Consider the following 25,302-nt stretch of genomic DNA (forward strand, 5'->3'; position numbering starts at 1 on the left):
ACCCAGACATGGGCAATATCAAACAAGACGCCATGCCGGTGATCCGCGAACTGCGTGATTTCGACCGCCGCTCCGGCAACCTGCTCGAACGGCTGGTGTTCAACTATCGGCCGCTGTTCATGCTGCTGATGGCCATGGCCACCGTGGTGCTGGGCTACATGGCCGTGACCCGCCTGGAGCTGCGTCCCAGCTTCGAGAAGATGATTCCGCAGAGCCAGCCGTACATCCAGAATTTCCTCGAGAACCGCGCTTCGCTGCGCGGCCTGGGCAACTCGGTGCGGGTCGTGGTGGAGAACACCCAGGGCGATATCTTCGACCCCGAATATCTGGACGTGCTCAAGCAGGTCAACGACCAGTTGTTCCTCACCGAAGGCGTCGACCGTGCGTGGATGAAGTCGCTGTGGAGCCCGGCGGTGCGCTGGACCGAGGTCACCGAGCAAGGCTTCCAGGGTGGCCCGGTGATGCCCGATACCTATTCGGGCCAGCCGGAACAGATCGAGCAACTGCGCCAGAACATCTCCCGCGCCGGCATCGTCGGCAGCCTGGTGGCCAGCGATTTCAAGTCGAGCATGTTGATCGTGCCGCTGCTGGACAAAGCCGCCGCCGGTGGCCAGCGCATCGACTACCACGCCTTTTCGCAGATGCTCGAAGAGCAATTGCGCGACAAGATCGAATACGCCGGCGACAGCGCCGCGCGCAAATCCGGTGTCGAGGGCAAGGGCCACTACAAGGTCCGGGTGATCGGTTTCGCCAAGCTGATGGGCGACCTGATCGACGGGCTGATCCAGGTGATGATGTTCTTCGGCCTGGCCGTGGTCACTTCGCTGGTCATCATCTACGCCTACACCCGTTGCGTGCGCAGCACCCTGCTGGTGGTGGGTTGCTCGTTGGTCGCGGTGGTCTGGCAGCTGGGCATCGTCGCTTGGCTGGGTTATGCCATCGACCCGTACTCGGTGCTGGTACCGTTCCTGATCTTCGCCATCGGCGTGTCCCACGCGGCGCAGAAGATGAACGGCATCATGCAGGACATCGCCCGTGGCACGCACAAGCTGATTGCCGCGCGCTACACCTTCCGCCGTCTGTTCATCGCTGGCGTTACCGCGTTGCTGGCTGACGCGGTGGGTTTCGCCGTGCTGATGCTGATCGACATCCCGGTGATCCAGGACCTGGCGATCACCGCCAGCATCGGTGTCGCGGTATTGATCTTCACTTCCCTGTTGCTGATGCCGGTGGCGCTGTCCTACATCGGCGTCGGGCGCAAGGCGGCCGAGCGTGCGCTGAAAATCGACACCCGTGCCGAGCACCATAAAGGCTTCGGCAAACTCTGGGACCTGCTCGACCGTTTCACCACCCGCAAATGGGCGACCGGCGCGGTGTTGGTCGCCGTGCTGATGGGCATCGGTGGTTTTGTGGTCAGCCTGCAGTTGAAGATCGGCGACCTTGAAAGCGGCGCGCCGGAATTGCGCGCCGACTCGCGCTACAACCGTGACAACGCCTACATCACCAGCCACTACGCGCTGTCCAGCGACCTGTTCGCGGTGATGATCAAGACCGCGCCGGAAGGCTGCCTGAACTACAAGACCCTGGTCCTCGCCGATCGCCTGGCCTGGGAGCTGCAGCAGTACCCGGGCGTGCAGGCGACCGCGTCGCTGGTCAACGCGGTACGCCAGATCACCGCCGGCACCTATGAAGGCAACCCCAAGCTCAACAGCATCCAGCGCAACCAGGACGTGCTCAACTACGCCGCGCAGCAGGCCTCGGTCAACTCGCCGGAGCTGTTCAACAACAACTGCTCGTTGATGCCGGTGATTGCCTTCCTCAAGGATCACAAGGCCGAGACCCTCGACGCCGTGGTGGCGATTGCCGACAAGTTTGCCAAGGAAAACAGCAGCCCGGATCGCCAGTTCCTGCTGGCGGCCGGCAGTGCCGGGATCGAAGCGGCGACCAACATCGTGGTGCGCGAGGCCAACCACACCATGCTGCTGTACGTCTACCTGGCGGTGACGCTGTTCTGCCTGATCACCTTCCGCAGCTGGCGCGCCACGCTGGTGGCGCTGTTGCCGCTGGTGCTGACCTCGATCCTCTGCGAGGCACTGATGGTGGCCATGGGCATCGGCGTGAAGGTCGCGACCTTGCCGGTGATCGCCCTCGGCGTGGGCATCGGCGTCGACTACGCCCTGTACCTGCTCAGCGTGCAATTGCACTTCCAGCGCCAGGGCCTGCCGCTGTCCCAGGCCTACCGCAACGCCGTGTCGTTCACCGGCCGGGTGGTCGGGCTGGTCGGTATCACCCTGGCGGCCGGCGTGGTGTGCTGGGTCTGGTCGCCGATCAAGTTCCAGGCCGACATGGGCATCCTGCTGACCTTCATGTTCCTGTGGAACATGCTCGGCGCGCTGATCCTGATCCCGGCCCTGTCGTACTTCCTGCTGCGTGAACGGGCACCCCAGCCCGGTTCTGTAACGGCAGGCGAAAACACTGAATCCACTGAACGTCCCGGCATGCCACATGCCGTGACCACTTCCGAGTAAGCCAAGATGTCTGATTACAAAGCTCCCCTGCGCGACATGCGCTTCGTACTCAACGAGGTTTTCCAGGTGTCCCGGCTGTGGGCCAGGTTGCCTGGCCTGGCCGAGGTGATCGATGAAGAAACCGCCGCCGCGATCCTCGAAGAAGCCGGCAAGATCAGTGGCGAAGTCATCGCCCCCTTGAACCGCGCCACCGACGAGCAGGGCTGTACCTGGAGCAATGGTTCGGTCACCGCGCCAGATGGTTTTGCCCAGGCTTATCAAGCTTTCGCCGAAGGCGGTTGGGTGGGTGTCGGCGGTGATCCGCAGTACGGTGGCATGGGCATGCCCAAGGCGATTTCGGCCCAGGTCGAGGAGATGGTCAACGCGGCCAGCCTGTCGTTCGGCCTGTACCCGATGCTCACGGCCGGTGCCTGCCTGTCGATCAAGGCCCACGCCAGCGAGGAGCTCAAGGAACGCTACCTGCCGAACATGTACGCCGGCACCTGGACCGGTTCGATGTGCCTGACCGAGGCCCATGCCGGTACCGACCTGGGGATGATTCGTACCAAGGCCGAGCCCCAGGCCGATGGCAGCTACAAGGTCAGCGGCAGCAAGATCTTCATCACCGGCGGTGACCACGACCTGACCGAAAACATCATCCACCTGGTACTGGCGAGATTGCCGGATGCACCGGCGGGGCCGAAAGGCATCTCGCTGTTCCTGGTGCCGAAAGTGCTGGTCAACGCCGACGGCTCCCTGGGCGAGCGAAACTCGCTGTCCTGCGGTTCCATCGAACACAAGATGGGCATCAAGGCCTCCGCCACCTGTGTGATGAACTTCGACGGCGCCACCGGCTACATCATCGATGCCCCGAACAAGGGCCTGGCCGCGATGTTCACCATGATGAACTACGAGCGCCTGGGCGTGGGCATCCAGGGCCTGGCACAGGGCGAACGTTCCTACCAGAACGCCCTGGCTTACGCCCGTGACCGGCTGCAGAGCCGTGCGCCAACCGGCGCGCAGTGCAAGGACAAAGCGGCCGACCCGATCATCGTGCACCCCGACGTGCGCCGCATGCTGTTGACCATGAAGGCCTTGAACGAGGGCGGTCGCGCGTTCTCCAGCTACGTGGCCCTGCAACTGGACATCGCCAAATTCAGCGAAGACCCGACCGAGCGTACCCGCGCCCAGGACCTGGTGGCCTTGCTGACTCCGGTGGCCAAGGCGTTCCTCACCGACATGGGCCTGGAAACCACCCTGCACGGGCAGATGGTGTTTGGCGGCCACGGCTTCATCCGCGAGTGGGGCCAGGAGCAACTGGTGCGCGATGTGCGCATCACGCAGATCTACGAAGGCACCAACGGCATCCAGTCCCTGGACCTGGCCGGGCGCAAGATCGTCGGTAGCGGCGGGGCGCTCTACCGCCTGTTCGCCTCGGAAATCCGCGACTTCACCGCCAGCGCCAGCACTGAACTCGGCGAATTCACCCAACCGCTGAACGCCGCCGTGGACACCCTCGACGAGCTGACTGCATGGCTGCTGGACCGGGCCCAGAACAACCCGAATGAAATCGGCGCCGCCTCGGTCGAGTACCTGCAAGTGTTCGGCTACACCGCGTACGCCTACATGTGGGCGCGCATGGCCAAGGCCGTCATGAGCGGCGATGCCGAGGACGATTTCTACATCAGCAAACTGGCCACTGCGCGTTTCTACTTCGCAAGGTTGCTGCCACGTATCCATTCGTTGAGCGCATCGGCCAAGGCCGGCAGCGACTGCCTCTACGAGCTTCAAGCCGATCAGTTCTGATCGAAAGGACAAGGAATCTCTATCATGATGGCGACAAAAATAATTCCACCCGCCGACGGCGCCTACGCCTACCCCTTGCTGATCAAGCAATTGCTGCTGTCCGGGGTGCGCTACGAACCGGGTCGGGAAATCGTCTACGCCGACAAGCTGCGCTACAGCTACCAGACCCTCAACCAGCGTATCCGCCGCCTGGCCAATGCGCTGACCGCGGCCGGGGTCAAGGCCGGGGATACCGTGGCCCTGCTCGACTGGGACAGCCACCGTTACCTGGAATGCTTCTTCGCCGTGCCGATGATCGGCGCGGTGCTGCACACGGTGAACATTCGCCTGTCGCCGGAGCAGGTGCTGTTCACCATGAACCACGCCGAAGACGACCTGGTGCTGGTGCATGACGATTTCCTGCCGCTGGTGGAGCAGATCAAGGACCGGCTGACGACGGTCAAAGGCTTTGTCCAGCTCACTGAAGACCAGGCGTGCGACACTTCATTGCCGGTACTGGGCGAGTATGAGCAACTGCTGTCCCAGTGCGAAGACCAGTACGAATTTGCCGATTTCGACGAGAACTCGGTGGCGACGCTGTTCTACACCACCGGCACCACCGGCGACCCCAAGGGCGTGTATTTCACCCATCGCCAACTGGTCCTGCACACCCTCAATGCCGTGGGCTCATTGGGCGTCTACCAGGGCGCGCCACTGCTGCGTTCCGACGACGTCTACATGCCGATCACGCCGATGTTCCACGTGCACGCCTGGGGTGTGCCTTACGTCGCCACCCTGATGGGCATCAAGCAGGTGTATCCCGGCCGCTACGAACCCAACAGCCTGGTGCGGCTGTATCAGGAAGAGAAGGTGACCTTCTCCCACTGTGTGCCGACCATCCTGCAGATGATCCTCAACTGCGAGCAAGGCAAGTCCGCCCGTTTCGACGGCTGGAAAATGCTCCTGGGCGGCAGTGCGTTGCCCCTGGGGATTGCCAGCGAAGCCAGTGCCAAGGGCATCGTGGTACACGCCGGCTACGGCATGTCCGAGACCTGCCCGCTGCTGTGCCTGACTTACCTGCGTGATGAAGACCTCAAGCAACCCATGCAGGCGCAACTGCCGATACGCATCAAGACCGGCACGCCAGTGCCGATGGTCGACCTGAAGATCATCGACGCCAGTGGCAATGCCGTTGCCCATGACGGTGAGTCCCTGGGCGAGATCGTGGTGCGCGCGCCCTGGCTGACCCAAGGCTATCTGAAGGAGCCGCAAAAAGGCGCCGAGCTGTGGCAGGACGGCTGGCTGCACACCGGCGACATGGCCTCCATCGACCCGTTGGGCGGGGTGGAAATCAAGGACCGGATCAAGGACGTGATCAAGACGGGCGGGGAGTGGATCAGCTCGCTGGAACTGGAAAGCCTGATCAGCGAACACGAGGCGGTGCTGTCGGTCGCGGTGGTCGGCATTGCCGATGAGCAGTGGGGCGAACGGCCCATGGCCCTGGTGGTCTGTACGCCTGGGCAATACCTCGATCGCAAGATCCTCGAGGCGCACCTGCAAGGGTTTGTCGAACTTGGCCGCATCAACAAGTGGGCGATCCCCAAGCAGTTCAAGTTCGTCGCCGAGATTCCCAAGACCAGCGTCGGCAAGATCAACAAGAAGCTGATCCGCGAACAAGCGTTGGCTTAAACCCCAGGGATCAACGCCAAACATTGTAGGAGCTGGCTTGCCAGCGAAGAGGCCCTCAGGGACGCCTTCGCCGGCAAGCCGGGCTCCTACAGGTCCGCGGTGGCCACGGACTCACGCGCTACGCAACCCATTGTAGGAGCTGGCTTGCCAGCGAAGAGGCCCGAAAGATCGATGCAATACTCAAGGGCGCCTTCGCCAGCAAGCCGGGCTCCTGCAGGTCCGCGGTGGCCACGGACTCACGCGCTACGCAACCCATTGTAGGAGCTGGCTTGCCAGCGAAGAGGCCCGAAAGATCGATGCAATACTCGAGGGCGCCTTCGCCGGCAAGCCGGGCTCCTACAGGTCCGCGGTGGCCACGGACTCACGCGCTACGCAACCCATTGTAGGMGCTGGCTTGCCAGCGAAGMGGCCCGAAAGATCGATGCAATACTCGAGGGCGCCTTCGCCGGCAAGCCGGGCTCCTACAGGTCCGCGGTGGCCACGGACTCACGCGCTACGCAACCCATTGTAGGAGCTGGCTTGCCAGCGAAGAGGCCCGAAAGATCGATGCAATACTCAAGGGCGCCTTCGCCGGCAAGCCGGGCTCCTGCAGGTCCGCGGTGGCCACGGACTCACGCGCTACGCAACCCATTGTAGGAGCTGGCTTGCCAGCGAAGAGGCCCGAAAGATCGATGCAATACTCGAGGGCGCCTTCGCCGGCAAGACAGCGCCCACAAATTATTTGCGTCTGGGCAACGTCCAGTTCGGTCGTATGAAATGGCAGGTGTAGCCGTCGGGAAATTGCTCCAGATAATCCTGATGCTCAGGCTCCGCCTCCCAGAACGGTCCGGCGGGCGCTATTTCCGTGACCACCTTGCCGGGCCACAGGCCGGAGGCGTCAACGTCGGCCACGGTATCCTCGGCCACGCGCTTTTGCTCTTCATCCAGATAAAAGATCGCCGAGCGATAGCTCATGCCGGTGTCGTTGCCCTGGCGATTGAGGGTGCTCGGGTCATGGATCTGGAAAAAGAACTCAAGAATCTGCCGATAGCTGATCTGCTCCGGGTCGAAGACGATTTCGATCGCTTCGGCGTGGGAGCCATGGTTGCGATAGGTTGCATTGGGCACATCGCCGCCGGTGTAGCCCACTCGCGTTGCGACCACCCCAGGGTAGCGCCGCAGCAGATCCTGCATGCCCCAGAAGCAGCCGCCGGCGAGGATGGCGGTTTCGGTGTTCGTCGTCATCAGTACGCACCTCCCATCAAAGCGCGGCCTCCGTTGGGGAGACCGTCAGCCCTCAATGCATCTTGCTGTGATCCATGTTGCCGTGATCCATCGTACCCATTGCCCGGGCCTCGGCGTCTACCTTGATCGTTTCTTTCTCGCCCTTGGCGTTTTCCACGGTCAGGGTCAGGGGCACGCGGTCGCCTTCCTTGATCTGGCCCGTCAGGTCCATGAGCATGATGTGGTAGCCATGGGGATCGAAATTCACCGGCTTGCCGGCCGGCAACGCCACGGACTCGACCTGCTGCATGCTCATCACATCGTCTTTCATGCTCGACTGGTGAATCTGCACCAACTTCGCCACGGGCGACTGCACGCTGAGCAACTTGCTGTCTGTGTCGGCCTGCAAGGTCATGAAGGCGCCGCTCGACGGCTGCCCGGCCACGGTTGCCCGGACCCAGGCGTCGTTGACCTGGGTTTGCGCGGACACCTGCCAGGCCATGCCGATGAGCGTCAGGCCCAGGGCCAGTTGTTTGATACGGGGTGCGCAAAACAAAGTCATCAGCAGACCTCCATGACGGTGAGCAGGTCTTCTGCGCACTCTTGAGCGGTAAGGGACGCGGACAGGCCGAGGCGCAAATTGCCACGGGAGTCGAACACGAAGCTGGTCGCGGTGTGCGACAGGGTGTAGGTATCGCCGCTCGGGACTTTCTCGAAGAATACGCCGAACTCCTTGGCGGTGGCGGCGGTTTCTTCCAGCGTGCCGGACAGCGCTTCGAAACTCGGGTCGAAAGCCTTCACGTACTTGTCGAGCAACTCGGGTGTATCGCGCTCCGGATCCAGGGTGATGAAAATCACCTGCAGGCGCTCGCCATCGCGGCCCATCAGTTTTTTCGCCTGGGCTGCGCGGGCCAGCGTGGTCGGGCAGACGGCCGGGCATTGGGTGAAACCGAAGAAGATCATCGGCATCAGGCCCTGGTAGCTGCCGAGCATCCGGGTTTCGCCGTCGGCGTCCTTGAGCTTGAAGGAACGCCCCATGATCTTGTCGCTCAGGTCCTTGCCGTACTTGAACGACAGCTTGCTGCTGTCATCACAGCCGGCGAGCAGGCCGAGGCTCAGCAGGCTCATGCCTTGCAGGACCGTGCGGCGGGAATACAACGTACTCATGGAAAAAAGCATCCTGTGTAGCGACTGGAAATCTACAGTGGCTGATCTATCAGACGAGAAAAAGCGCGTGGATGTTAACAAACTGTTGCCCGTTGGCGCTCAATCGACGGCCAGCCGGTCATGCGCCAAAAGGTCGCGGTCGGTGAAATACAAGAAGATACAAATGTGCCGGATGCCGACACATTGCCGATACATGCCTGCGATTTCATAGCGCTTTCCAACGTGTCGAAGCGAGCATTGTCATGATCCGTAAACTGCAGCAGGCCGCCGGTTTCCTTAGTCAGGGCGCGCGTTTGATGGTGGGTGTTCCTGATTACGACAACTATGTCGCGCAGCGGGCGATCACTCATCCGGGCGAGCCGGTGATGAGCCGTGAGGCGTTTTTCCGTGAGCGTCAGGAGGCGCGTTTTGGGCGTGGGAAATGTAATACGCGGTGTTGCTGACGCTGCAAACTTTCCCACTTATGGCCCCGATCCACTGTAGGAGCTGGCTTGCCAGCGAAGGCGCCCGAAAGACCAGCGCATTATTGAAGGGCGGAACACCCATCAAGGCGGATCAATCTGATCCAGCACCCGATTCGCCGTGATCTCCGCCAGCATTACACTGTTTGAAATCCCCAGCAGGGCATTACGCGAGCCACCGTCCAGGTGATCCACCAACTGATGAACCATCACATCCACCGAGGCCAGTGTCTCGACCAGGTAAACCATCAGGGTTTCGTTCGTAGCCTTTGGGTTCACTGAGAACAGCGAGCAGGGTGTGCGCGGGGTGGCTTTGATGTCGGCGGATGACGGGAAGTGGTAATCGAGGGCGCGTTCGGCGGCCTCGTTGAGTTTTCTGGAATCGGGCTCGTACGGGGAGGCCGGATCGGTGTCAGGGGGATTCGGTGTGACCTTGAACATGGTGAAACTCCTGGAGAATTGGAGCTGCCACCTTTCGCTGCGAAACGAAAAAGGGTGGCAACTGTACGCGGGTTCGCAGACCAGGACTCCAGGAACCCGGCAGGCCCAAAGGCCTCCCACGCACAGCTGCCATAAGCGTTTGCTCACGTACGTTGTGCGTCTGGAGATTTACCCGGGCTGCGAAACCCGATCACTGACAATCAGTGACGCGAATCAAGTTACCGAGCGGCCCCAAGGCGCACAAGCCGGCGGATTCTGGCGTATCCGTAGGCAACGGCGCAAGGTCTTGTAGCTTTCAAGAAGTGAGTTGTAGGGCGGTTAAACAAGGTCCCTTCGATGATGTTTAAACCGACCGCTCCATGCACTTTTAAAGCGCCGTGCCTGACAACGTGCACCAGTGCGAAGCGGTTTGCGAAATTCCCCACGGCAAACTGCGACAGCCGTCCAACCCGCAAAATCCTCCACAAACACGCCTAACTCGCGGCCAGCACTGCAGTTTCCACGGCCGTGGAAGTCTCCTTCGACGATCTGGCACAAACACTGCAACACGCCCCTCAAGCCCATCCGAAAAAGATGGGCAGCCCTCTCGGTCAACGACGATCGACTGGCCGCACAGGTCGTGGGCAACATCGGTGGATCAGGCATGGCCGTCTGGTTTCAACACCGCAAAAGAACAGGCAAAGACGCCTGGAACCGCAAGGTTTCAGGCGTTTTTTTTTGCTTTTTTTCACCGTGATGGGCTTTGGGCAGGTGTCGTATATGAATTCCAATGTAGCCAGTTTGAACAAGCTGCAAACGCTGATCGTGATCGGCAATGGCATGGTCGGACATCATTGTGTCGAGCAGTTGATCGAGCGCGGCGCGCTCGACCGCTATCGCTTGCACGTCTTCAGTGAAGAGCCGATGCGTGCCTACGACCGAGTGCATCTGTCCGAATACTTCTCCGGTCGCGATGCCGAGTCGCTGGCACTGAGCGACGCGGCGTTGTACCAGACGCCTGGCGTCACCCTGCACCTTGGGGTGCCGGTGCTGGAAATCGACCGAGCCCGGCGCCAGGTGATCACCGCGCAAGGCTGTGTTGCCTACGACAAACTGGTCCTGGCCACCGGCTCCTATCCGTTTGTGCCGCCGATCGAAGGCGCCGAAGGCGATTCGCGCCTGGTCTATCGCACCCTGGAAGACCTCGATGCAATCCGTGCCGCGGCGGCCAATGCCCGGCGCGGTGTGGTGGTTGGCGGTGGCTTGCTTGGCCTGGAAGCTGCCAACGCCCTGAAAAGCCTGGGTCTCGAAGCGCACGTGGTGGAATTCGCGCCACGGCTGATGCCGGTGCAGCTGGATGACCTGGGTGGGCTGGCGCTCAAGGCGCAGATCGAACGGTTGGGCGTCGGTGTGCACTTGTCCCGCGCCACGCAATCGATCAGTGCTGGCGAGCAGTACCGCTACCGGATGAATTTCGCCAACGACGAATTCCTCGAGACCGACCTGGTGGTGTTCTCCGCCGGTATCCGCGCCCAGGACGCGCTGGCCCGTCAATGCGCGCTGGACATCGGTCCGCGCGGTGGCGTTGTGATCGACGACACCTGCCTGAGCTGCGACCCGCACATCTACGCCATCGGCGAATGCGCATCGTGGAACGGCAGCTTGTTCGGCCTGGTAGCGCCAGGCTACCAGATGGCGCGCAGCGTCGCGGCACGCCTGTGTGACGACGCCGCCGAGCCGTTCCAGGGCGCCGACATGTCGACCAAGCTCAAGCTGCTGGGTGTCGACGTCGGCTCCATCGGCGATGCCCATGCCAATACGCCGGGCGCGCGCAGCTATCAGTTCATCGACGAAACCAGCGCCAGCTACCGGCGCCTGGTCGTCGATGCCAGCGGCAAGCACGTACTGGGTGCCGTGCTGATCGGCGACAACAGCTACTACGACACGCTGCTGCAATACATGCAGAACGCGATTGCCTTGCCCTCCGAGCCGGCTGCGCTGATCCTGCCGTCGTCCGAAGGCGCGCCGACCCTCGGCCCTGGCGCCTTGCCGGAAACCGCCACGGTCTGCTCCTGCCACAACGTGACCAAGGGTGCCATCTGCTCGGCCATCGACGGCGGCTGCACCGACCTTGGCCTGCTCAAATCGCAGACCAAGGCCTGCACCGGCTGTGGTGGATGCGCAGGCTTGCTCAAGCAAGTCTTCGAGCATGAGCTGATTGCCCGTGGCGTCAGCGTCGACAAGAGCTTGTGCGAACACTTCGCCTACACCCGTCAGGAGCTGTATGCCCTGGTGCGGGTGGAAGGGGTGATCAGCTTCGAAGAACTGCTGGCCAAACATGGTCGTGGTCATACCGGTTGCGACGTGTGCAAGCCGGCGGTGGGCTCGATCCTGGCGTCGTGCTGGAACCAGCCGATCATGGATCCGTCGCTGGTGCCGTTGCAGGACACCAACGACACCTTCATGGCCAACATGCAAAAAAACGGCACCTATTCAGTGGTACCGCGCATCCCAGGTGGCGAGATCACTGCCGACAAGCTGATCGCCATCGGCGTGGTGGCGAAGAAATACGACCTCTACACCAAAATCACCGGCGGCCAGCGCATCGACCTGTTCGGCGCCCAGTTGCATCAGTTGCCGGACATCTGGAGCGAGCTGATTGAAGCGGGCTTCGAAACCGGCCACGCCTATGGCAAGTCGACCCGTACGGTGAAGTCCTGCGTCGGCAGCACCTGGTGCCGTTATGGCGTGCAGGACAGCGTGCAAATGGCCCTGACCATCGAGGACCGCTACAAGGGCCTGCGCTCGCCGCACAAGCTCAAGTTCGCGGTGTCCGGTTGCACCCGCGAATGCGCCGAAGCACAAAGCAAGGACGTCGGTGTGATCGCCACCGAGAAGGGTTGGAACCTCTACATCGCCGGCAACGGCGGCATGCGCCCGCGCCATGCCGAGTTGTTCGCAACAGACCTCGACGATGAGACCCTGATCCGCTACATCGACCGTTTCCTGATGTTCTACATCCGCACCGCCGACAAGTTGCAGCGTACTTCGGTCTGGCGCGAAAGCCTGGAAGGCGGCCTGGATTACCTCAAGGACGTGATTATCCACGACAGCCTGGGCCTGGGTGCCGAGCTCGAGTCGCAGATGCAACTGGTGGTCAATCGCTACGAATGCGAGTGGGCAAACGCCCTCAAGGACCCGGAAAAGCTCAAGCGCTTCCGCACCTTCGTCAACGATAAACGCCCGGACCCGGACATTCACTTTGTCCAGGAGCGAGGCCAGCGCCGGCCGATCATGGCGGCCGAACTCAACCTGATCCCTGTCACCGAGGAGAGCATCTGATGACCCAGTCCAATACCCAACGCGTTGAAAGCGCAACGTCGGCCGTCTGGCAATCGGTATGCAGCCAGCAGGACCTGGTCAATGATTCAGGTGTGGTGGTGTGGCTGGACGGGGCCCAGGTGGCGCTGTTCTACCTGCCGGGCATGGCGGGTAAAAACCTCTATGCCATCGACAACCATGACCCGCAATCCGGGGCCAATGTCATCGGCCGCGGCCTGGTCGGCAGCATCAAGGGCGACCTGGTCGTTGCGTCGCCTATCTACAAGCAGCACTTCCGTCTTGAGGACGGCAGTTGCCTGGAGTACCCGCAACAGCGCTTGCGCGTCTGGCCGGTGCGGTTGAACGACGGGGTGGTGGAAGTCGGGGTTGCCTGACGTTGCACGCCATTCACAGCAGGAGACGGACATGAAGACAGCCGCACAGTTGCTCAAGCTCAAGGTCGTGGAAAACCAGCAAGTGCACAGCATCGCGCCGGACGCCATGGTGCTGGAGGCCGTGAAGAAAATGGCCGAAAAGAATGTCGGCGCGTTGCCGGTGATCGACAAGGGCAAGGTCGTCGGGGTGATCAGCGAGCGCGACTATGCGCGCAAGGTGGTTCTGCTGGGACGTTCATCCGTCGGCACGCCGGTCAGGGCCATCATGAGTTCCCCGGTGATCACGGCCGACAGCCAACAGAGCATCGAGCATTGCATGGCGGTCATGACTGACAGCCATTTGCGGCATTTGCCGGTGGTGGAGAATGGCGAGCTGATCGGGTTGCTGTCGATTGGCGATCTGGTCAAGGAGGCCATTGTCGAGCAGGCCGACCTGATTCGGCAGTTTGAACATTACATTCGCGGGCATTGAAACCCGCTGTTTTTATCAGGGCAACACGATGGGGGACGGATGGGCGGGTAGACGCTCATTCATCCCCCTTTTTTCTGGATCAGCCAAACATCAGAACTTGAACGCCTGTCGTCCTACCAGCAGCCATTTGCCGTCGTGTTTCTGCCAGATCTGGAAATTCTCGATTTCCGTCGGGACCACCTCGGTGCCTTTGAGGGCCTGGGCCGAGAAGTGGTGGCGCACCAGCGCGACATCGCCGGAAACGGTGATGGTCTGGTTCTGCTTCGGGATTCACAAAAGGATATGGCGCTAGCAGTCGCTGGCGCATGCGTCAGCCTGCTGCTGGTTTCCCTGCGCAATTCTGCAGAAAAAGCCGCGTTACCTACCGCATGTCGAAAAAACCACAATCAGTGGCGATAGCCTTCAATTCGCGCCAGGACCCGTCGATAACCTCTTCAGATGCCCAATTCGCGGTGGCCGTCGGCCAACGACATACGTGCCAGAAGAGGAACCACAGCGTGTCCATAAAACTGCGTTTACTGTTGCTGATCGGGACGGGGTTGCTCACCGCGTTGATCATGGGCCTGGTCGGCTACCTGGGGACTGCCCGGATGGCGGATGCGGTGCAGGACAACGAGGTTGGCATGAGCGTGCTGCGCAACCACATGGAAGCCGACATGATGCACGACGCGTTGCGCGCCGACGTGTTGTCGGCGATGTTGGTCGGGCTGGGTAAAAGCACCAGCAGCAAGGCCGAGGTGCGCACGTCTATCGAAGAGCACGCGGCGCACTTTCGGCAAGTGCTTGGCGACAACCTCGAGCTGCCGGTCAACGACACCCTCAAGACCGCGCTGAACAAGATCAAGCCCAGCCTCGACACTTACATCGGTACGGCCGAGCGCATTGCTGGTATGGCCCTGGAAAATCCCGAGGCCGCGCAAAAAGAACTCGGCACTTTCAACAGCGTGTTCAGCCAACTGGAAGACCAGATGGCCGGCCTCAGCGAGCTGATTGAAAGCAACACCCAACAGACCAGCGCAGGCACCCGCCAGGCGCTCAGTAATGCCAACCTGGCCCTGGGCGCGGTGCTCATCGTCAGCCTGTTGTTGCTGCTGGCCCAGGGACGTTGGGTGATCCTGAGCATCATGGGGCCGTTGCGCACGGCCAGCCGCATTGCCGAGAGCATCGCCCATGGCAACTTGAGCGAGCCCATTGTCGAGCCGACCCGCACCGACGAAGCCAGCTTGTTGATTCGCAGCCTGGCGACCATGCAGCGTGATTTGCGCGGCATGATCGAAGCGGTGCGCACCAATGCCCATGGCGTCAGCGGCATGAGCACGCGCCTGAGCAATGGCTGTCACGAAGTGGCCGGCAGCAGCCAGCAGCAAAGCGCTGCCGCCAGCACCATGGCCGCCGCCGCCAGCGAAATGACCGCGAGCATCGAGGAAATCACCCGCCATGCCGGGCGGGCGCTGGACATGGCCAACCAGGCCGAGGCGCTGGCCAAGGATGGCGGACGGGTGATCCATCAGGTGGTCAACGACATGGACGGCATCGCCCGTTCGGCGCAGCAGTCGGCGCAGGTGATTCGCACGCTGGACAAGGAATCCGAAGGGATCTTCAGCATCATCCAGGTGATCAAGGGCATCGCCGACCAGACCAACCTGCTGGCGCTCAACGCTGCCATCGAGGCCGCCCGCGCCGGGGAGCAGGGGCGTGGTTTTGCCGTGGTGGCCGACGAGGTGCGCAGCCTGGCAGGCCGCACCAGCGCCTCGACCCAGGAAATCGCCGGCATGGTCTCGCGCATCCAGCAGAGCACCCGCGAGGCGGTGATCAGCATGGAGGAGGGCGTCGCCCAGGTCGACAAGGGCATGGCCGTGACCGCCGACGTCGAGCGCGCCATCCGGGAGATCCTCGAGGCCACGCTCAACACCACGCAACTGGTCAACGACATCAGCCGCACTATCGGCGAGCAGAGCCTGGCCAGCAATGAAATCGCCCATCAGGTGGAGATGATTGCCGGCATGTCCGAAGGCAACAGCAAGGTGATCGGGCAGACGGCTTCGACCACCGATGAGTTGTCGAGCCTGGCGGGGCAGTTGTCGCAGTCGGTGGATCGTTTTCGGCTTTGAGACATCCTCGCTGTCTTCAAGGGCCCCTTCGCGAGCAAGCCCGCTCCCACATTTGAAATGCATTCCAATGTGGGAGCGGGCTTGCTCGCGAATGCGACAGTACAGGCAACATAAACCTTTGGGTTAAAGATACTTATCGGTCACAGCCCCCTCCGACGCACTGGACACCGTCTTCGCGTACTTGGCCAACACCCCGCGCTTGTACTTCGACTCTGGCCTTACCCAGCGGCTCTTGCGCTCGGCCAGCTCCGCGTCGGAGACCTCAACGGTAATCTGCCGGGTTTGCGCATCGATGGTGATCCGGTCGCCATCTTCGACCAGGGCGATAGGCCCGCCCTCAAACGCCTCGGGCGTGATATGCCCGACCACGAAACCATGGGAGCCGCCGGAAAAGCGGCCGTCGGTGATCAGCGCCACTTCCTTGCCCAGGCCTTTGCCCATTACTGCCGAGGTCGGCGAGAGCATTTCGCGCATGCCCGGCCCACCCTTGGGCCCTTCGTAGCGAATCACGATCACGTCACCGGCCTGCACCTCGCCGTTGAGGATGCCGGCCAGCGCGCCTTCCTCGCCGTGGTACACCCTGGCCGTGCCTTCGAAGCGCAGGCCTTCCTTGCCGGTGATCTTGGCCACGGCACCGGTGGGCGAGAGGTTGCCGCGCAGGATCACCAGGTGCGAGTCCTTCTTGATCGGCTGATCGAAGGGCAGGATCACGTCCTGGCCGGCGGGGTAGTCGGGCACGTTTTCGAGATTTTCGGCGAGGGTCTTGCCGGTCACGGTCAGCACGTCACCGTGCAGCATGCCGGCCGCCAGCATGCGTTTCATCAACGGCTGGATGCCGCCTATGGCCACCAGCTCGCTCATCATGTATTTGCCACTGGGGCGCAGGTCGGCGACCACCGGGGAAATCTTGCCCAGCTCGACGAAGTCGTCCAGGGTCAACTCGACATCCACGGCATTGGCCATGGCCAACAGGTGCAGCACGGCGTTGGTCGAGCCGGCGAGGGCGATCACCACGCGGATCGCGTTTTCGAAGGCCTTGCGGGTCATGATGTCACGGGGCTTGAGGTCGAGCTTGAGCAGTTCCATGACCTGCTGGCCGGCGCGGAAGCTGTCCGAGGCCTTGTCGCTGCCCACGGCGTCCTGGGAACTGGAACCGGGCAGGCTCATGCCCAGCGCCTCGATGGCCGAGGCCATGGTGTTGGCGGTGTACATGCCGCCGCAGGAACCGGGGCCGGGGATCGCCACTTCCTCGATCTGCTTGACCTGGATTTCGCTGATATCACCGCGCGCATGCTGACCGACGGCCTCGAACACGGAAATGATGTCGGTGTGGCCGGCGCCCGGGCGAATGGTGCCGCCGTAGACGAAAATGGACGGCCGATTGAGCCGCGCCATGCCGATCAGGCAGCCGGGCATGTTCTTGTCGCAACCGCCCACGGTCACCAGACCGTCAAAGCCTTCGCACCCGACCACCACTTCAATGGAATCGGCGATGACCTCACGGGAAACCAGTGAATACTTCATGCCTTCGGTGCCGTTGGCGATGCCGTCGGAAATGGTGATGGTGTTGAAAATCACGCCTTTGGCGCCGGCGGCATTCGCCCCCTTTTCAGCTTCGATCGCGAGTTTGTCGATGTGCATGTTGCAGGGCGTGACCATGGCCCAGGTGGAAGCAATGCCGATTTGCGGTTTCTTGAAGTCTTCGTCGGTAAAGCCCACGGCACGCAGCATGGCGCGGGCGGGCGCGGCCTCCACACCATCGATCACCTCGGAGGAATATTTGCGCAGATCGTCTTTGTCGCTCATGGCTGTTCCCCGCGTGCTCAACTGGTGACCTCTGAGTATAGACACCCCTGCACAGCAACCATCACGCGCGGGCTGGCCTTGTCGTGATATTCTTCGCAACAACTTGGTTTGATCTATTCAGTTTTCCTGTCCTTGAGACGGGCGAGCAGAATCACTGTCGCTCAAGTAACTGAAGCCAAAAAAGATAAAAAGTCAGTTCAGTAGGGACATATAACTGGGGTCGATGCATGCAATCGGCCTTGTGTGCCCACCCTCCGGAATCATGTGCGAGAACCCGCGGCAGACTTGCCTGAATGCCGTGAAACAAGCGGCTCGCGATTGCAGATGGAGGGGCGGATGGCGTTTTATCATAGGTGCTACAGATGTTTAAGAAAGTGAACACGGCCCTGCTGGGGCTGGCCTTGTCGTTGGGGATGACGACAGCCCAGGCCGAAGAAGCCAAAAAAGTCGACGTGCTGCTGATTGGCGGCGGCATCATGAGTGCGACCCTGGGTGTCTGGCTCAATGAGCTGGAACCCGGCACTTCGATGGAAATGATCGAACGTCTGGACGGCGTCGCCCTGGAAAGCTCCAACGGCTGGAACAACGCCGGTACCGGTCACTCTGCCCTGGCCGAGCTGAACTACACCCCGGAAGACGACAAGGGCAACGTGTCGATTCCGAAAGCCGTTGAAATCAACGAAGCGTTCCAGATCTCCCGCCAGTTCTGGGCCTGGCAGGTCCAGCAGGGCGTGCTGAAGAACCCGCGTTCGTTCATCAACTCCACGCCGCACATGAGCTTCGTGTGGGGCGATGACAACATCAAGTTCCTGAAAAAGCGCTACGAAGCCCTGCAGGCGAGCCCGCTGTTCGCCGGCATGCAGTACTCCGAAGACCCGGCCGTGATCAAGAAGTGGGTCCCGCTGATGATGGAAGGGCGTGACCCGAACCAGAAAGTCGCGGCCACCTGGAGCCCGATCGGCACCGACGTGAACTTCGGCGAAATCACGCGCCAGTTCGTTGCGCACCTGCAAACCACGCCGAAATTCGACTTGAAGTTGTCCAGCGAAGTGCAGGACATCACCAAGAACGCAGACGGCAGCTGGCGCGTCAGCTACAAGAATCTGAAAGACGGCAGCAAGTCCGAAACCGACGCCAAGTTCGTGTTCATCGGCGCCGGCGGCGGTGCCCTGCACCTGCTGCAGAAGTCGGACATTCCTGAAGCCCGGGAATACGCAGGCTTCCCGGTAGGCGGCTCGTTCCTGGTGACCGAGAACCCGACCATCGCCGAGCAACACTTGGCCAAGGCCTACGGCAAAGCCTCCGTTGGCGCACCGCCGATGTCGGTTCCGCACCTGGACACCCGCGTGCTGGACGGCAAGCGCGTGATCCTGTTTGGTCCATTCGCGACCTTCAGCACCAAGTTCCTGAAAGAAGGCTCGTACCTGGACCTGCTGACCACCACCACCACGCACAACGTGTGGCCGATGACCAAGGTTGGCATCAAGGAATACCCGCTGGTGGAGTACCTCGCCGGGCAACTGATGCTGTCGGATGAAGACCGCCTCAACGCCCTGAAGGAATACTTCCCGAACGCCAAGGCCGAAGACTGGCGCCTGTGGCAAGCCGGCCAGCGCGTGCAGATCATCAAGCGTGACGAAGCCGCCGGTGGCGTGCTGAAACTGGGCACTGAAATCGTCGCTTCCCAGGATGGCAGCATCGCTGGCCTGCTGGGCGCGTCCCCAGGCGCTTCGACCGCCGCACCGATCATGCTGACCGTGCTGCAGAAAGTGTTCAAGGACAAGGTCGCGACCCCGGCCTGGCAGGAAAAACTGCACCAGATCGTGCCGAGCTACGGCACCCAGCTCAACGCCAGCCCGGATAAGGTTGCCGAGGAATGGGCCTACACCGCCAAGGTGCTGGAACTGACTCCGCCACCGGCGATTGGCCAGGTGGTTGCTCCGGCTGTCGAGGCTGAGAAGGCCAAGGCACCGAAAGAGAATGCTGCGGCTGATATGGCGCTGTAACTGAGCGCCTGATCAAAAAGCCCACTGCGCCAGGGATGGCCAGTGGGCTTTTTTGTATCCCGTGCAGGGGCATATTCGCTCCTGCGGTTTCATCTGATCCGTATTTTTCAGCGCTTTCTGCCCCTGTTATGCATTCAGCCCGAGCCCCACAATGTCGGCAAGTTTCGCCGCCGTAGCCGCGGTGCACCGCACTTTCGAAATGTTGGAGGCTTTATGGGCAAGATGGCGTTTTTCCTCGGTGGTTTCCTGGTGTTGACCATTCTGATCGGTGTGCTGGCTACGATTTCGCCGGTGTGAGCTAGGCGGCGCCTGCTACGCCGGGCCTTGTTGCTTGATGTCCCCACAGAAAATATCGACGTTGCCATCCGTCGCTGCCGTTCGCACGACGACGTGATATTCACCGGACAGCAACACAGGCAAGGCCACGGGCACGCTTCTGGAGAACGTCCAGCCGCGAATCGGTTGGCGCTCGGTGTTGACCCTGTCATTCATGGCGTAGGCGACGGGACCGGGGTTCTGGCAACTGCCTTTGTTGATGAAGCTGTAGAGTCGCAGGGGCAGGGCGGCACCGCCTGGCACGCCGCTGATGAAGAAACTCAGTCCGGTTTGCTGGTCCCAGGCGGACAACGCGACATTGCCGATCTGGCCAGTATTCTGCCGGGTGGCAACCAGGGTGACCGACACGCTTTGGTTCGATGAAGTGGCACAGCCGAACAGGCTGGCGCTGACCATCAGCGCCACCAGTGAATGTCTGGGCTTCATTGCAGAACTCCTGTGAAGAACAACAGGGGGGAGATTAGTGGGTATAGCCTATTTATCGAGCGCCGAAGGCTGTCGATTTTTAGGCGCTGCAAGCGGGCACAGGTCGCAAAGCGGATCTAGACTCAATGGCGTCGGGCTCTCCGTTGAGCCTTGGCCAAGGAGTGAACATGGCTCCCCGCAAGAGCAAGCCCGCCAACGCCGGTAAATCCACCCCGGCCATGCAGGAGCCGGTCTTTCGTTCGCGCAAGGAGCGCCTGAGTGCTGGTGAACGACTAAGCCAGAGCGTGCCCCATGCGCTGCACGCCGAATGGAAACCGCCACGAAAGCATCGCGACCCGATCCAGCTGCTGGAAAAGTCCAACCGCTATCGACTGCCCGAGCTGGTACCCGTGCGCTACGGGCGCATGTTGCGCAGCCCGTTCACTTTTTTGCGTGGTTCAGCAGGCTTGATGGCGTATGACCTGGCCACGACCCCAACCTCGGGTATCGAGGTGCAAGCCTGTGGCGATTGCCACCTGTTGAATTTCGGCTTGTTTGCCACCCCCGAGCGCAACCTGATCTTCGACATCAATGATTTCGACGAAACGCTCCCCGCGCCTTGGGAGTGGGATGTAAAACGCCTGGCGATCAGTTTTGTCGTGGCGGCCCGGGACAACCGGATCGGCGATAAAGTGGCCAAGGGCATCGCGATGGAGTGCGTACGTGCCTACCGTGAGCGCTTGCGCAAGCTGTCGAAGTTGAGCCCGCTGGAGGTCTGGTATGAGCGCCTGGATGCACAGTCGATCATCGACAGGGCGCCCACGGCCGAGATCAAAAAGCTTCGCGAACAAGTGGTGGAGAGAGCCCGGGCCAGGGTCGGCGATTATCTCTATCCGAAAATCAGCAGCGAGGTGGCAGGTCGTCGTCGGCTGATCGATCAGCCGCCGATCCTGTTTCATGTAGACGAACCAGACTTCCTGCAGCGAGCCCGCGTGGCGCTGCAGGATTATCGCCAGTCGCTGCCCCATGAACGGCGTGTGCTGTTTGATCGTTATCGCCTCGAGGACATTGCCGTCAAGGCTGTCGGGATCGGCAGCGTGGGAACCTATTGTTTCGTCGGCCTGTTCTTTAGCGCAGAAAATAATCCGTTGCTCCTGCAATTCAAGGAAGCCTGCCCCTCCGTGTTGGCGCCTTACGCCGGCAAGAGCGAATACGAGAACCAGGGGCAGCGCGTTGTCACCGGGCAGCGACTGATGCAGTCCTCCAGTGACATCTTCCTTGGCTGGACCCGTGGCCAGAACGGTCGTGACTTCTTCGTTCGGCAACTGCGCGACATGAAGATGTCGGCACCTATTGAAGGCATCACGGCAGCGAGCTTGAAGCGCTACTGCCGCTGGTGCGGCGAGACGCTTGCCCGTGCCCACGCCAACTCCGGGGATGCTGCCCTCATCAGCGGTTACCTGGGCAAATCGGACAGCTTCGACCAGGCCATCGGCAAATTTGCCGTGGCCTATGCCGATCAGAACGCCAAGGACTATGCCGCGCTATTGGCCGCGTACCGATCCGGGCGTATCACCGCGTACATGGAGGAAGATTGACCCGCGACCGGCGTGGCTGGCACCTGGTACCTAGCGCCCGTGCGCGTTGTCTGCCAGTTGCGCGGCATCGACCCGGACGAAAATGGAGTCGCCCACCGCGGTCAACACGTCCCCGGCAAAGACTTCGCAGATGACCCGCGTCTTGCGTCCGACTTCCCCTTCGACCCGCGCCCGCAGGGTGAGCGGGATACCCATGGGGGTCGGCTTGATGAACTTGATGCCGAGGTTGCCGGTGACGCAATTGATGCGTGGCAGGCTGGCGACCTCGCGGTTTTCCGCGCGGTAGTGATAGGCCATGACCGCCCAGTTGGAATGGCAATCGACCAACATGGCGATCAGTCCACCGTAGACCAGGTCCGGCCAGCCGCAATATTTGGCCTCTGGTACATGCTCGGCCATGACATGCACGCCGTCCTCATGCCAATAGCTCTTGATGTGCAGCCCGTGGGGATTGCTGCTGCCGCAGCCGTAGCACACGCCGTCGGGTGCGGCGCAGTCTTGCAGGGAGGTGTCGAGTTGGGACATGTCGTGGGATCCGGTTGAGCGTCAATTCTCAATCATAACCGCTGTGACCTGTAGGAGCAGCCTTCGCCAGCTCCTACAGGGGCTCGGTACCCTTAGATCCGTGCGAGGGCCTGCGCCAGGTCCGCACGCAGGTCTTCCACATCCTCCACCCCCACCGACAGCCGCACCAGCGCATCGCCGATGCCCAATTGCGCGCGGGTGTCCACGGGGATGGTGGCGTGGGTCATGATCGCCGGGTGTTCGATCAGGCTTTCAACCCCGCCCAGGCTTTCGGCCAGGGCGAAGATCCGCACGTTTTCCAGGAAGCGTCGGGCCCCGGCCAAATCGGTGTCCAGGTCGACGGAGATCATGCCGCCGAAGCCGCGCATCTGCTGGCGCGCCAGTTCGTGCTGCGGGTGCGAGGGCAGGCCCGGGTAGTAGACGTGGGCGACCTGCGGCTGACGTTCCAGCCATTGCGCCAGTTCCAGCGCATTGCTGCAGTGGCGTTCCATGCGCAGCGCCAGGGTCTTGACCCCGCGCAGGGTCAGGAAGGCGTCGAACGGCCCGGCGATGGCGCCCACCGCGTTCTGCAGGAAACCCAGGCGTTCGGCCAATTCGGCGTTCTGCCCGACCACGGCGATGCCGCCGATCACGTCGGAGTGACCGTTGAGGTACTTGGTGGTGGAGTGCAGCACGATGTCGAAACCCAGTTCCAGCGGGCGTTGTATCCACGGGCTGGCAAAGGTGTTGTCGGCCACGCAGATGATGCCCCGGTCGCGGCAGGTGCGGGCAATGGCGGCCAGGTCGGTGAGGCGCAGAAGAGGGTTGCTCGGCGTCTCGACCATGACCATGCGCGTGTCGTCCTGCAGGGACGCTTCGAAGGCGTCGAGGTCGGTCAGGTCGACGAAGCTGAAGCGGTGCCCGGCGCTGCGCTGGCGGACCTTGTCGAAGAGGCGGAAGGTGCCGCCGTAGAGATCATTGCCCGAGACGATGTGCGACCCGGCGTCGAGCAGTTCCAGCACCGTGGAAATGGTTGCCAGGCCCGAGGCGAATGCAAAGCCCCGGGTGCCGCCTTCGAGGTCAGCCACGCAACGTTCCAGCGCCCAGCGCGTCGGGTTGTGCGAACGCCCGTAGTCGAGGCCTTTGTGTACTCCGGGGCTCTGTTGCAGGTAGGTGGAGTTGGCGTAGATCGGCGGCATCAGCGCGCCGGTCGAAGGGTCCGGCGTTTGCCCGGCATGGATCACGCGGGTGGCAAAGCCCTGTGGCGGGGCATTTTCATCGTGCTGACTCATGGCAGGGATCTCCGCAGGTGATTGAGCATGTCGGTTCGGGTAATCAGCCCGTGGAACCCCGAGGCATCCTGAATGATCGCCACCAGACCACGGCCCAGTTCTGCCTCCAGATCTGCCAGGGAGGCTCCGGGGGACAGGGTTTGCAGTTTATCGGTCATGGCGCTGGATACCGTCTTGCGAAAGTGCGTAGCGTCTTCATGCACGCCCAGCAGGATGTCCGACTCGTCGATCACGCCGACCAGTTGCTTGCCGTTCACCAGCACCGGCAGTTGCGACACATCCGCCAGGCGCATGCGCTGGAACGCGGTGAGCAGGGTGTCGTCGGGGCCGACGCTGATCACCCGGCCGTCCTCGAAGCGCCGCGCGACCAGGTCGCGCAGGTCACCGTAGTGCTTGCGTTGCAACAGGCCTTGATCGTTCATCCACTGGTCGTTGTAGACCTTCGACAGGTAACGCGTACCGGTGTCGCAGACGAAGCTGACCACCCGTTTCGGCTCGGTCTGTTCGCGGCAATAACGCAGGGCGGCGGCCAGCAAGGTACCGGTCGAGGACCCGCCGAGAATGCCTTCGGCGCGCAACAACTGGCGGGCATGGTCGAAACTTTCCTCGTCGCTGATCGAATAGGCGTGGCGCACGCTGGACAGGTCGCAAATCGACGGAATGAAGTCTTCGCCGATGCCTTCCACCGCCCAGGAGCCGGGGGTAGGGAGGGTGCCGTTGCGGCTGTATTGGGCCATCACCGAACCGACCGGGTCGGCCAGGACCATTTCCAGATCCGGCTGCACGCGTTTGAAGAAGCGGGTCAGGCCGGTGAGTGTGCCCGCCGAACCGACACCGACGACGATCGCGTCCACATCATGCTGGGTCTGCGCCCAGATCTCCGGCGCGGTGCTGCATTCGTGGGCCAACGGGTTGGCCGGGTTGTTGAACTGGTCGGCGAAGAAGGCGTCGGGAATTTCTGCCGCCAGCCGCGCGGCGACGTCCTGGTAATACTCAGGATGGCCTTTGCCGACATCGGAGCGGGTGATGTGCACCTCGGCGCCCATGGCCTTGAGGTGCAAGACCTTCTCGGTGGACATCTTGTCCGGCACCACCAGCACCACCCGATAGCCCTTGGCGCGGCCCACCAGCGCCAGTCCCAGGCCAGTGTTGCCGGCCGTGGCTTCGACGATGGTGCCGCCGGGTTGCAGGCGGCCATCGCGCTCGGCGGCGTCGATCATTGCCAGGCCGATGCGGTCCTTGATCGAACCACCGGGGTTTTGTGATTCGAGCTTGAGAAACAGCGTGCAGGGTCCTGTATCGAAACGGCTGATGCGTACCAGTGGCGTGTTACCGATCAGTTCGAGTACGGCAGGGCGGGAGTCGTTGGGCATGTCGTCACCTCGTTGCGCTAGCACCATGGATGGACAAAAAGACGGCGGCGATTGATCGCGCCAGTCATGAAATTGTTGTGTCTGGACCATAGGCCGGGATCGCCACACTCGCAACCGTCCGGGCGAAAGTACCCCCGACATCGGGTTTTTTCTGGAAGGGCGCGCCGCTGGCGAAACCGTAGGGGGATGGCCTGGGCAAACGGGAAGGGCACCAGCGTGCTGGTGTAGAACAGGCCGGCGCGGCCGCACAATCGGCCAGGCGGACACCGATAATGGCCATTACGATCTCCTTTTGGCCAACCCCGCGCTATGAACCGGTCGGGCGGTCGGCAAGAATCGAAACCGGAGGCTGATGCACTTCAGCTTCCCCATCGATAAACAGTCACCTGATCTTCATTGCCTTTGGCTGTTTTGCCGGGCACTGCCGTGTACAGCACATAAAAACCATCGA

The 25,302-nt window shown here is 61.8% G+C and carries 20 protein-coding genes and 2 pseudogenes; 12 read left to right on the plus strand and 10 right to left on the minus strand.

Annotated elements, in window-relative coordinates; translation table 11 throughout:
• The first annotated feature begins 8 nt into the window (after nucleotides 1-8).
• Genes BKX96_RS28635 through BKX96_RS28645 form a run of 3 tightly spaced genes read left to right on the plus strand, consistent with a single transcriptional unit; the run spans nucleotide 9 to nucleotide 5,981 of the window.
• The gene (locus BKX96_RS28635) at nucleotides 9-2,528 is read left to right on the plus strand and encodes an efflux RND transporter permease subunit (RefSeq protein WP_077186096.1); all 2,520 of its coding nucleotides are present in this window, start codon (nucleotides 9-11) and stop codon (nucleotides 2,526-2,528) included.
• Nucleotides 2,529-2,534: 6 nt separating this feature from the next.
• The gene (locus tag BKX96_RS28640) at nucleotides 2,535-4,313 is read left to right on the plus strand and encodes an acyl-CoA dehydrogenase C-terminal domain-containing protein (protein ID WP_046818737.1); all 1,779 of its coding nucleotides are present in this window, start codon (nucleotides 2,535-2,537) and stop codon (nucleotides 4,311-4,313) included.
• A 24-nt stretch (nucleotides 4,314-4,337) separates the two neighbouring features.
• Nucleotides 4,338-5,981 (plus strand): fatty acid--CoA ligase, encoded by a 1,644-nt coding sequence (locus BKX96_RS28645; RefSeq protein ID WP_077186097.1) that lies wholly within the window; start codon nucleotides 4,338-4,340, stop codon nucleotides 5,979-5,981.
• A gap of 717 nt (nucleotides 5,982-6,698) precedes the next feature.
• Here BKX96_RS28645 and msrA read toward each other — a convergent pair.
• From msrA to BKX96_RS28660, 3 genes are read right to left on the minus strand one after another with little or no spacing between them, the layout of a single operon-like run.
• Complete coding sequence (gene msrA / locus BKX96_RS28650; RefSeq protein WP_077186098.1) at nucleotides 6,699-7,205, minus strand: peptide-methionine (S)-S-oxide reductase MsrA; 507 nt, start codon at nucleotides 7,203-7,205, stop codon at nucleotides 6,699-6,701.
• A 52-nt stretch (nucleotides 7,206-7,257) separates the two neighbouring features.
• Nucleotides 7,258-7,746 (minus strand): copper chaperone PCu(A)C, encoded by a 489-nt coding sequence (locus BKX96_RS28655; RefSeq protein WP_046818740.1) that lies wholly within the window; start codon nucleotides 7,744-7,746, stop codon nucleotides 7,258-7,260.
• The gene (locus tag BKX96_RS28660; protein ID WP_046818741.1) at nucleotides 7,746-8,351 is read right to left on the minus strand and encodes an SCO family protein; all 606 of its coding nucleotides are present in this window, start codon (nucleotides 8,349-8,351) and stop codon (nucleotides 7,746-7,748) included. The genes BKX96_RS28655 and BKX96_RS28660 overlap by 1 nt, the downstream gene beginning before the upstream one ends.
• A 242-nt stretch (nucleotides 8,352-8,593) precedes the next feature.
• Between BKX96_RS28660 and BKX96_RS28665 the strand changes: the two genes are divergently transcribed.
• Complete coding sequence (locus BKX96_RS28665) at nucleotides 8,594-8,794, plus strand: YbdD/YjiX family protein (RefSeq protein WP_077186099.1); 201 nt, start codon at nucleotides 8,594-8,596, stop codon at nucleotides 8,792-8,794.
• Between the two features lie 102 nt (nucleotides 8,795-8,896).
• On the opposite strand, the gene BKX96_RS28670 is transcribed toward BKX96_RS28665, so the two are convergent.
• A complete protein-coding gene (locus BKX96_RS28670; protein ID WP_046818743.1) occupies nucleotides 8,897-9,253 on the minus strand; it encodes a DUF6124 family protein in 357 nt (118 codons plus the stop codon).
• 759 nt (nucleotides 9,254-10,012) lie between these two features.
• Here BKX96_RS28670 and nirB point away from each other — a divergent pair.
• Genes nirB through BKX96_RS28685 form a run of 3 tightly spaced genes read left to right on the plus strand, consistent with a single transcriptional unit; the run spans nucleotide 10,013 to nucleotide 13,420 of the window.
• The gene (nirB, locus tag BKX96_RS28675; protein WP_077186100.1) at nucleotides 10,013-12,574 is read left to right on the plus strand and encodes a nitrite reductase large subunit NirB; all 2,562 of its coding nucleotides are present in this window, start codon (nucleotides 10,013-10,015) and stop codon (nucleotides 12,572-12,574) included.
• Nucleotides 12,574-12,948 (plus strand): nitrite reductase small subunit NirD, encoded by a 375-nt coding sequence (gene nirD, locus BKX96_RS28680; protein ID WP_046818745.1) that lies wholly within the window; start codon nucleotides 12,574-12,576, stop codon nucleotides 12,946-12,948. Before nirB ends, nirD begins: the two co-directional genes overlap by 1 nt.
• Before the next feature lie 31 nt (nucleotides 12,949-12,979).
• Nucleotides 12,980-13,420, plus strand: coding sequence for a CBS domain-containing protein (locus BKX96_RS28685; protein ID WP_046818746.1), 441 nt, complete (start codon nucleotides 12,980-12,982; stop codon nucleotides 13,418-13,420).
• A gap of 90 nt (nucleotides 13,421-13,510) precedes the next feature.
• Here the strand turns inward: BKX96_RS28685 and BKX96_RS28690 are convergent.
• Nucleotides 13,511-13,681: pseudogene (locus BKX96_RS28690) on the minus strand (nuclear transport factor 2 family protein); the annotation flags it as partial.
• Nucleotides 13,682-13,788: 107 nt separating this feature from the next.
• Between BKX96_RS28690 and BKX96_RS33645 the strand changes: the two are divergent.
• Both BKX96_RS33645 and BKX96_RS33650 read left to right on the plus strand, forming a co-directional pair.
• Nucleotides 13,789-14,673, plus strand: a pseudogene (locus BKX96_RS33645) (MCP four helix bundle domain-containing protein); the annotation flags it as partial.
• Nucleotides 14,674-14,805: 132 nt separating this feature from the next.
• A complete protein-coding gene (locus BKX96_RS33650; protein ID WP_410454552.1) occupies nucleotides 14,806-15,531 on the plus strand; it encodes a methyl-accepting chemotaxis protein in 726 nt (241 codons plus the stop codon).
• A 123-nt stretch (nucleotides 15,532-15,654) separates the two neighbouring features.
• Here BKX96_RS33650 and ilvD read toward each other — a convergent pair whose 3' ends face one another.
• On the minus strand, nucleotides 15,655-17,337 hold the full coding sequence (ilvD, locus tag BKX96_RS28700; protein ID WP_077186101.1) for a dihydroxy-acid dehydratase: 1,683 nt from the start codon (nucleotides 17,335-17,337) through the stop codon (nucleotides 15,655-15,657).
• Between the two features lie 362 nt (nucleotides 17,338-17,699).
• On the opposite strand from ilvD, the gene mqo reads away from it, so the two are divergent.
• Together mqo and BKX96_RS32670 are read left to right on the plus strand one after the other, a co-directional pair.
• Nucleotides 17,700-19,343 (plus strand): malate dehydrogenase (quinone), encoded by a 1,644-nt coding sequence (gene mqo / locus BKX96_RS28705; protein ID WP_077186102.1) that lies wholly within the window; start codon nucleotides 17,700-17,702, stop codon nucleotides 19,341-19,343.
• A gap of 42 nt (nucleotides 19,344-19,385) precedes the next feature.
• Nucleotides 19,386-19,640, plus strand: a complete 255-nt coding sequence (locus tag BKX96_RS32670; protein WP_143512486.1) for a hypothetical protein — start codon at nucleotides 19,386-19,388, stop codon at nucleotides 19,638-19,640.
• Between the two features lie 15 nt (nucleotides 19,641-19,655).
• On the opposite strand, the gene BKX96_RS28710 is transcribed toward BKX96_RS32670, so the two are convergent.
• Nucleotides 19,656-20,105, minus strand: a complete 450-nt coding sequence (locus tag BKX96_RS28710; protein WP_046818758.1) for a YajG family lipoprotein — start codon at nucleotides 20,103-20,105, stop codon at nucleotides 19,656-19,658.
• Between the two features lie 167 nt (nucleotides 20,106-20,272).
• Here BKX96_RS28710 and BKX96_RS28715 point away from each other — a divergent pair, with 167 nt between their 5' ends.
• Complete coding sequence (locus BKX96_RS28715) at nucleotides 20,273-21,682, plus strand: DUF2252 domain-containing protein (RefSeq protein WP_046818759.1); 1,410 nt, start codon at nucleotides 20,273-20,275, stop codon at nucleotides 21,680-21,682.
• Between the two features lie 30 nt (nucleotides 21,683-21,712).
• On the opposite strand, the gene BKX96_RS28720 is transcribed toward BKX96_RS28715, so the two are convergent.
• The 3 genes from BKX96_RS28720 to BKX96_RS28730 all read right to left on the minus strand — a co-directional run bounded on the left by BKX96_RS28720 (nucleotide 21,713) and on the right by BKX96_RS28730 (nucleotide 24,851).
• A complete protein-coding gene (locus BKX96_RS28720; protein ID WP_046818760.1) occupies nucleotides 21,713-22,207 on the minus strand; it encodes a PaaI family thioesterase in 495 nt (164 codons plus the stop codon).
• Between the two features lie 92 nt (nucleotides 22,208-22,299).
• Nucleotides 22,300-23,478 (minus strand): trans-sulfuration enzyme family protein, encoded by a 1,179-nt coding sequence (locus BKX96_RS28725; RefSeq protein WP_046818761.1) that lies wholly within the window; start codon nucleotides 23,476-23,478, stop codon nucleotides 22,300-22,302.
• Nucleotides 23,475-24,851 carry a pyridoxal-phosphate dependent enzyme gene (locus BKX96_RS28730; protein WP_046818762.1) on the minus strand — a complete coding sequence of 459 codons (1,377 nt, stop codon included), beginning with the start codon at nucleotides 24,849-24,851 and terminating at the stop codon, nucleotides 23,475-23,477. The genes BKX96_RS28725 and BKX96_RS28730 overlap by 4 nt, the downstream gene beginning before the upstream one ends.
• Between the last annotated feature and the right edge of the window lie 451 nt (nucleotides 24,852-25,302).

Origin of the sequence: Pseudomonas putida, assembly GCF_001976065.1 — a bacterium.
Lineage (GTDB): Bacteria > Pseudomonadota > Gammaproteobacteria > Pseudomonadales > Pseudomonadaceae > Aquipseudomonas > Aquipseudomonas serbica.

Coding starts and splice junctions, on each gene's coding strand:
- BKX96_RS28655 (WP_046818740.1), bottom strand. CDS start 7,746: ATGACTTTGTTTTGCGCACCCCGTATCAAACAACTGGCCCTGGGCCTG.
- BKX96_RS28635 (WP_077186096.1), top strand. CDS start 9: ATGGGCAATATCAAACAAGACGCCATGCCGGTGATCCGCGAACTGCGT.
- BKX96_RS28670 (WP_046818743.1), bottom strand. CDS start 9,253: ATGTTCAAGGTCACACCGAATCCCCCTGACACCGATCCGGCCTCCCCG.
- BKX96_RS28715 (WP_046818759.1), top strand. CDS start 20,273: ATGGCTCCCCGCAAGAGCAAGCCCGCCAACGCCGGTAAATCCACCCCG.
- BKX96_RS28710 (WP_046818758.1), bottom strand. CDS start 20,105: ATGAAGCCCAGACATTCACTGGTGGCGCTGATGGTCAGCGCCAGCCTG.
- ilvD (WP_077186101.1), bottom strand. CDS start 17,337: ATGAGCGACAAAGACGATCTGCGCAAATATTCCTCCGAGGTGATCGAT.
- BKX96_RS28645 (WP_077186097.1), top strand. CDS start 4,338: ATGATGGCGACAAAAATAATTCCACCCGCCGACGGCGCCTACGCCTAC.
- BKX96_RS28660 (WP_046818741.1), bottom strand. CDS start 8,351: ATGAGTACGTTGTATTCCCGCCGCACGGTCCTGCAAGGCATGAGCCTG.
- BKX96_RS33650 (WP_410454552.1), top strand. CDS start 14,806: ATGGCCGCCGCCGCCAGCGAAATGACCGCGAGCATCGAGGAAATCACC.
- nirD (WP_046818745.1), top strand. CDS start 12,574: ATGACCCAGTCCAATACCCAACGCGTTGAAAGCGCAACGTCGGCCGTC.
- BKX96_RS28725 (WP_046818761.1), bottom strand. CDS start 23,478: ATGAGTCAGCACGATGAAAATGCCCCGCCACAGGGCTTTGCCACCCGC.
- BKX96_RS28665 (WP_077186099.1), top strand. CDS start 8,594: ATGATCCGTAAACTGCAGCAGGCCGCCGGTTTCCTTAGTCAGGGCGCG.
- BKX96_RS28730 (WP_046818762.1), bottom strand. CDS start 24,851: ATGCCCAACGACTCCCGCCCTGCCGTACTCGAACTGATCGGTAACACG.
- msrA (WP_077186098.1), bottom strand. CDS start 7,205: ATGACGACGAACACCGAAACCGCCATCCTCGCCGGCGGCTGCTTCTGG.
- BKX96_RS28640 (WP_046818737.1), top strand. CDS start 2,535: ATGTCTGATTACAAAGCTCCCCTGCGCGACATGCGCTTCGTACTCAAC.
- mqo (WP_077186102.1), top strand. CDS start 17,700: ATGTTTAAGAAAGTGAACACGGCCCTGCTGGGGCTGGCCTTGTCGTTG.
- nirB (WP_077186100.1), top strand. CDS start 10,013: ATGAATTCCAATGTAGCCAGTTTGAACAAGCTGCAAACGCTGATCGTG.
- BKX96_RS28720 (WP_046818760.1), bottom strand. CDS start 22,207: ATGTCCCAACTCGACACCTCCCTGCAAGACTGCGCCGCACCCGACGGC.
- BKX96_RS28685 (WP_046818746.1), top strand. CDS start 12,980: ATGAAGACAGCCGCACAGTTGCTCAAGCTCAAGGTCGTGGAAAACCAG.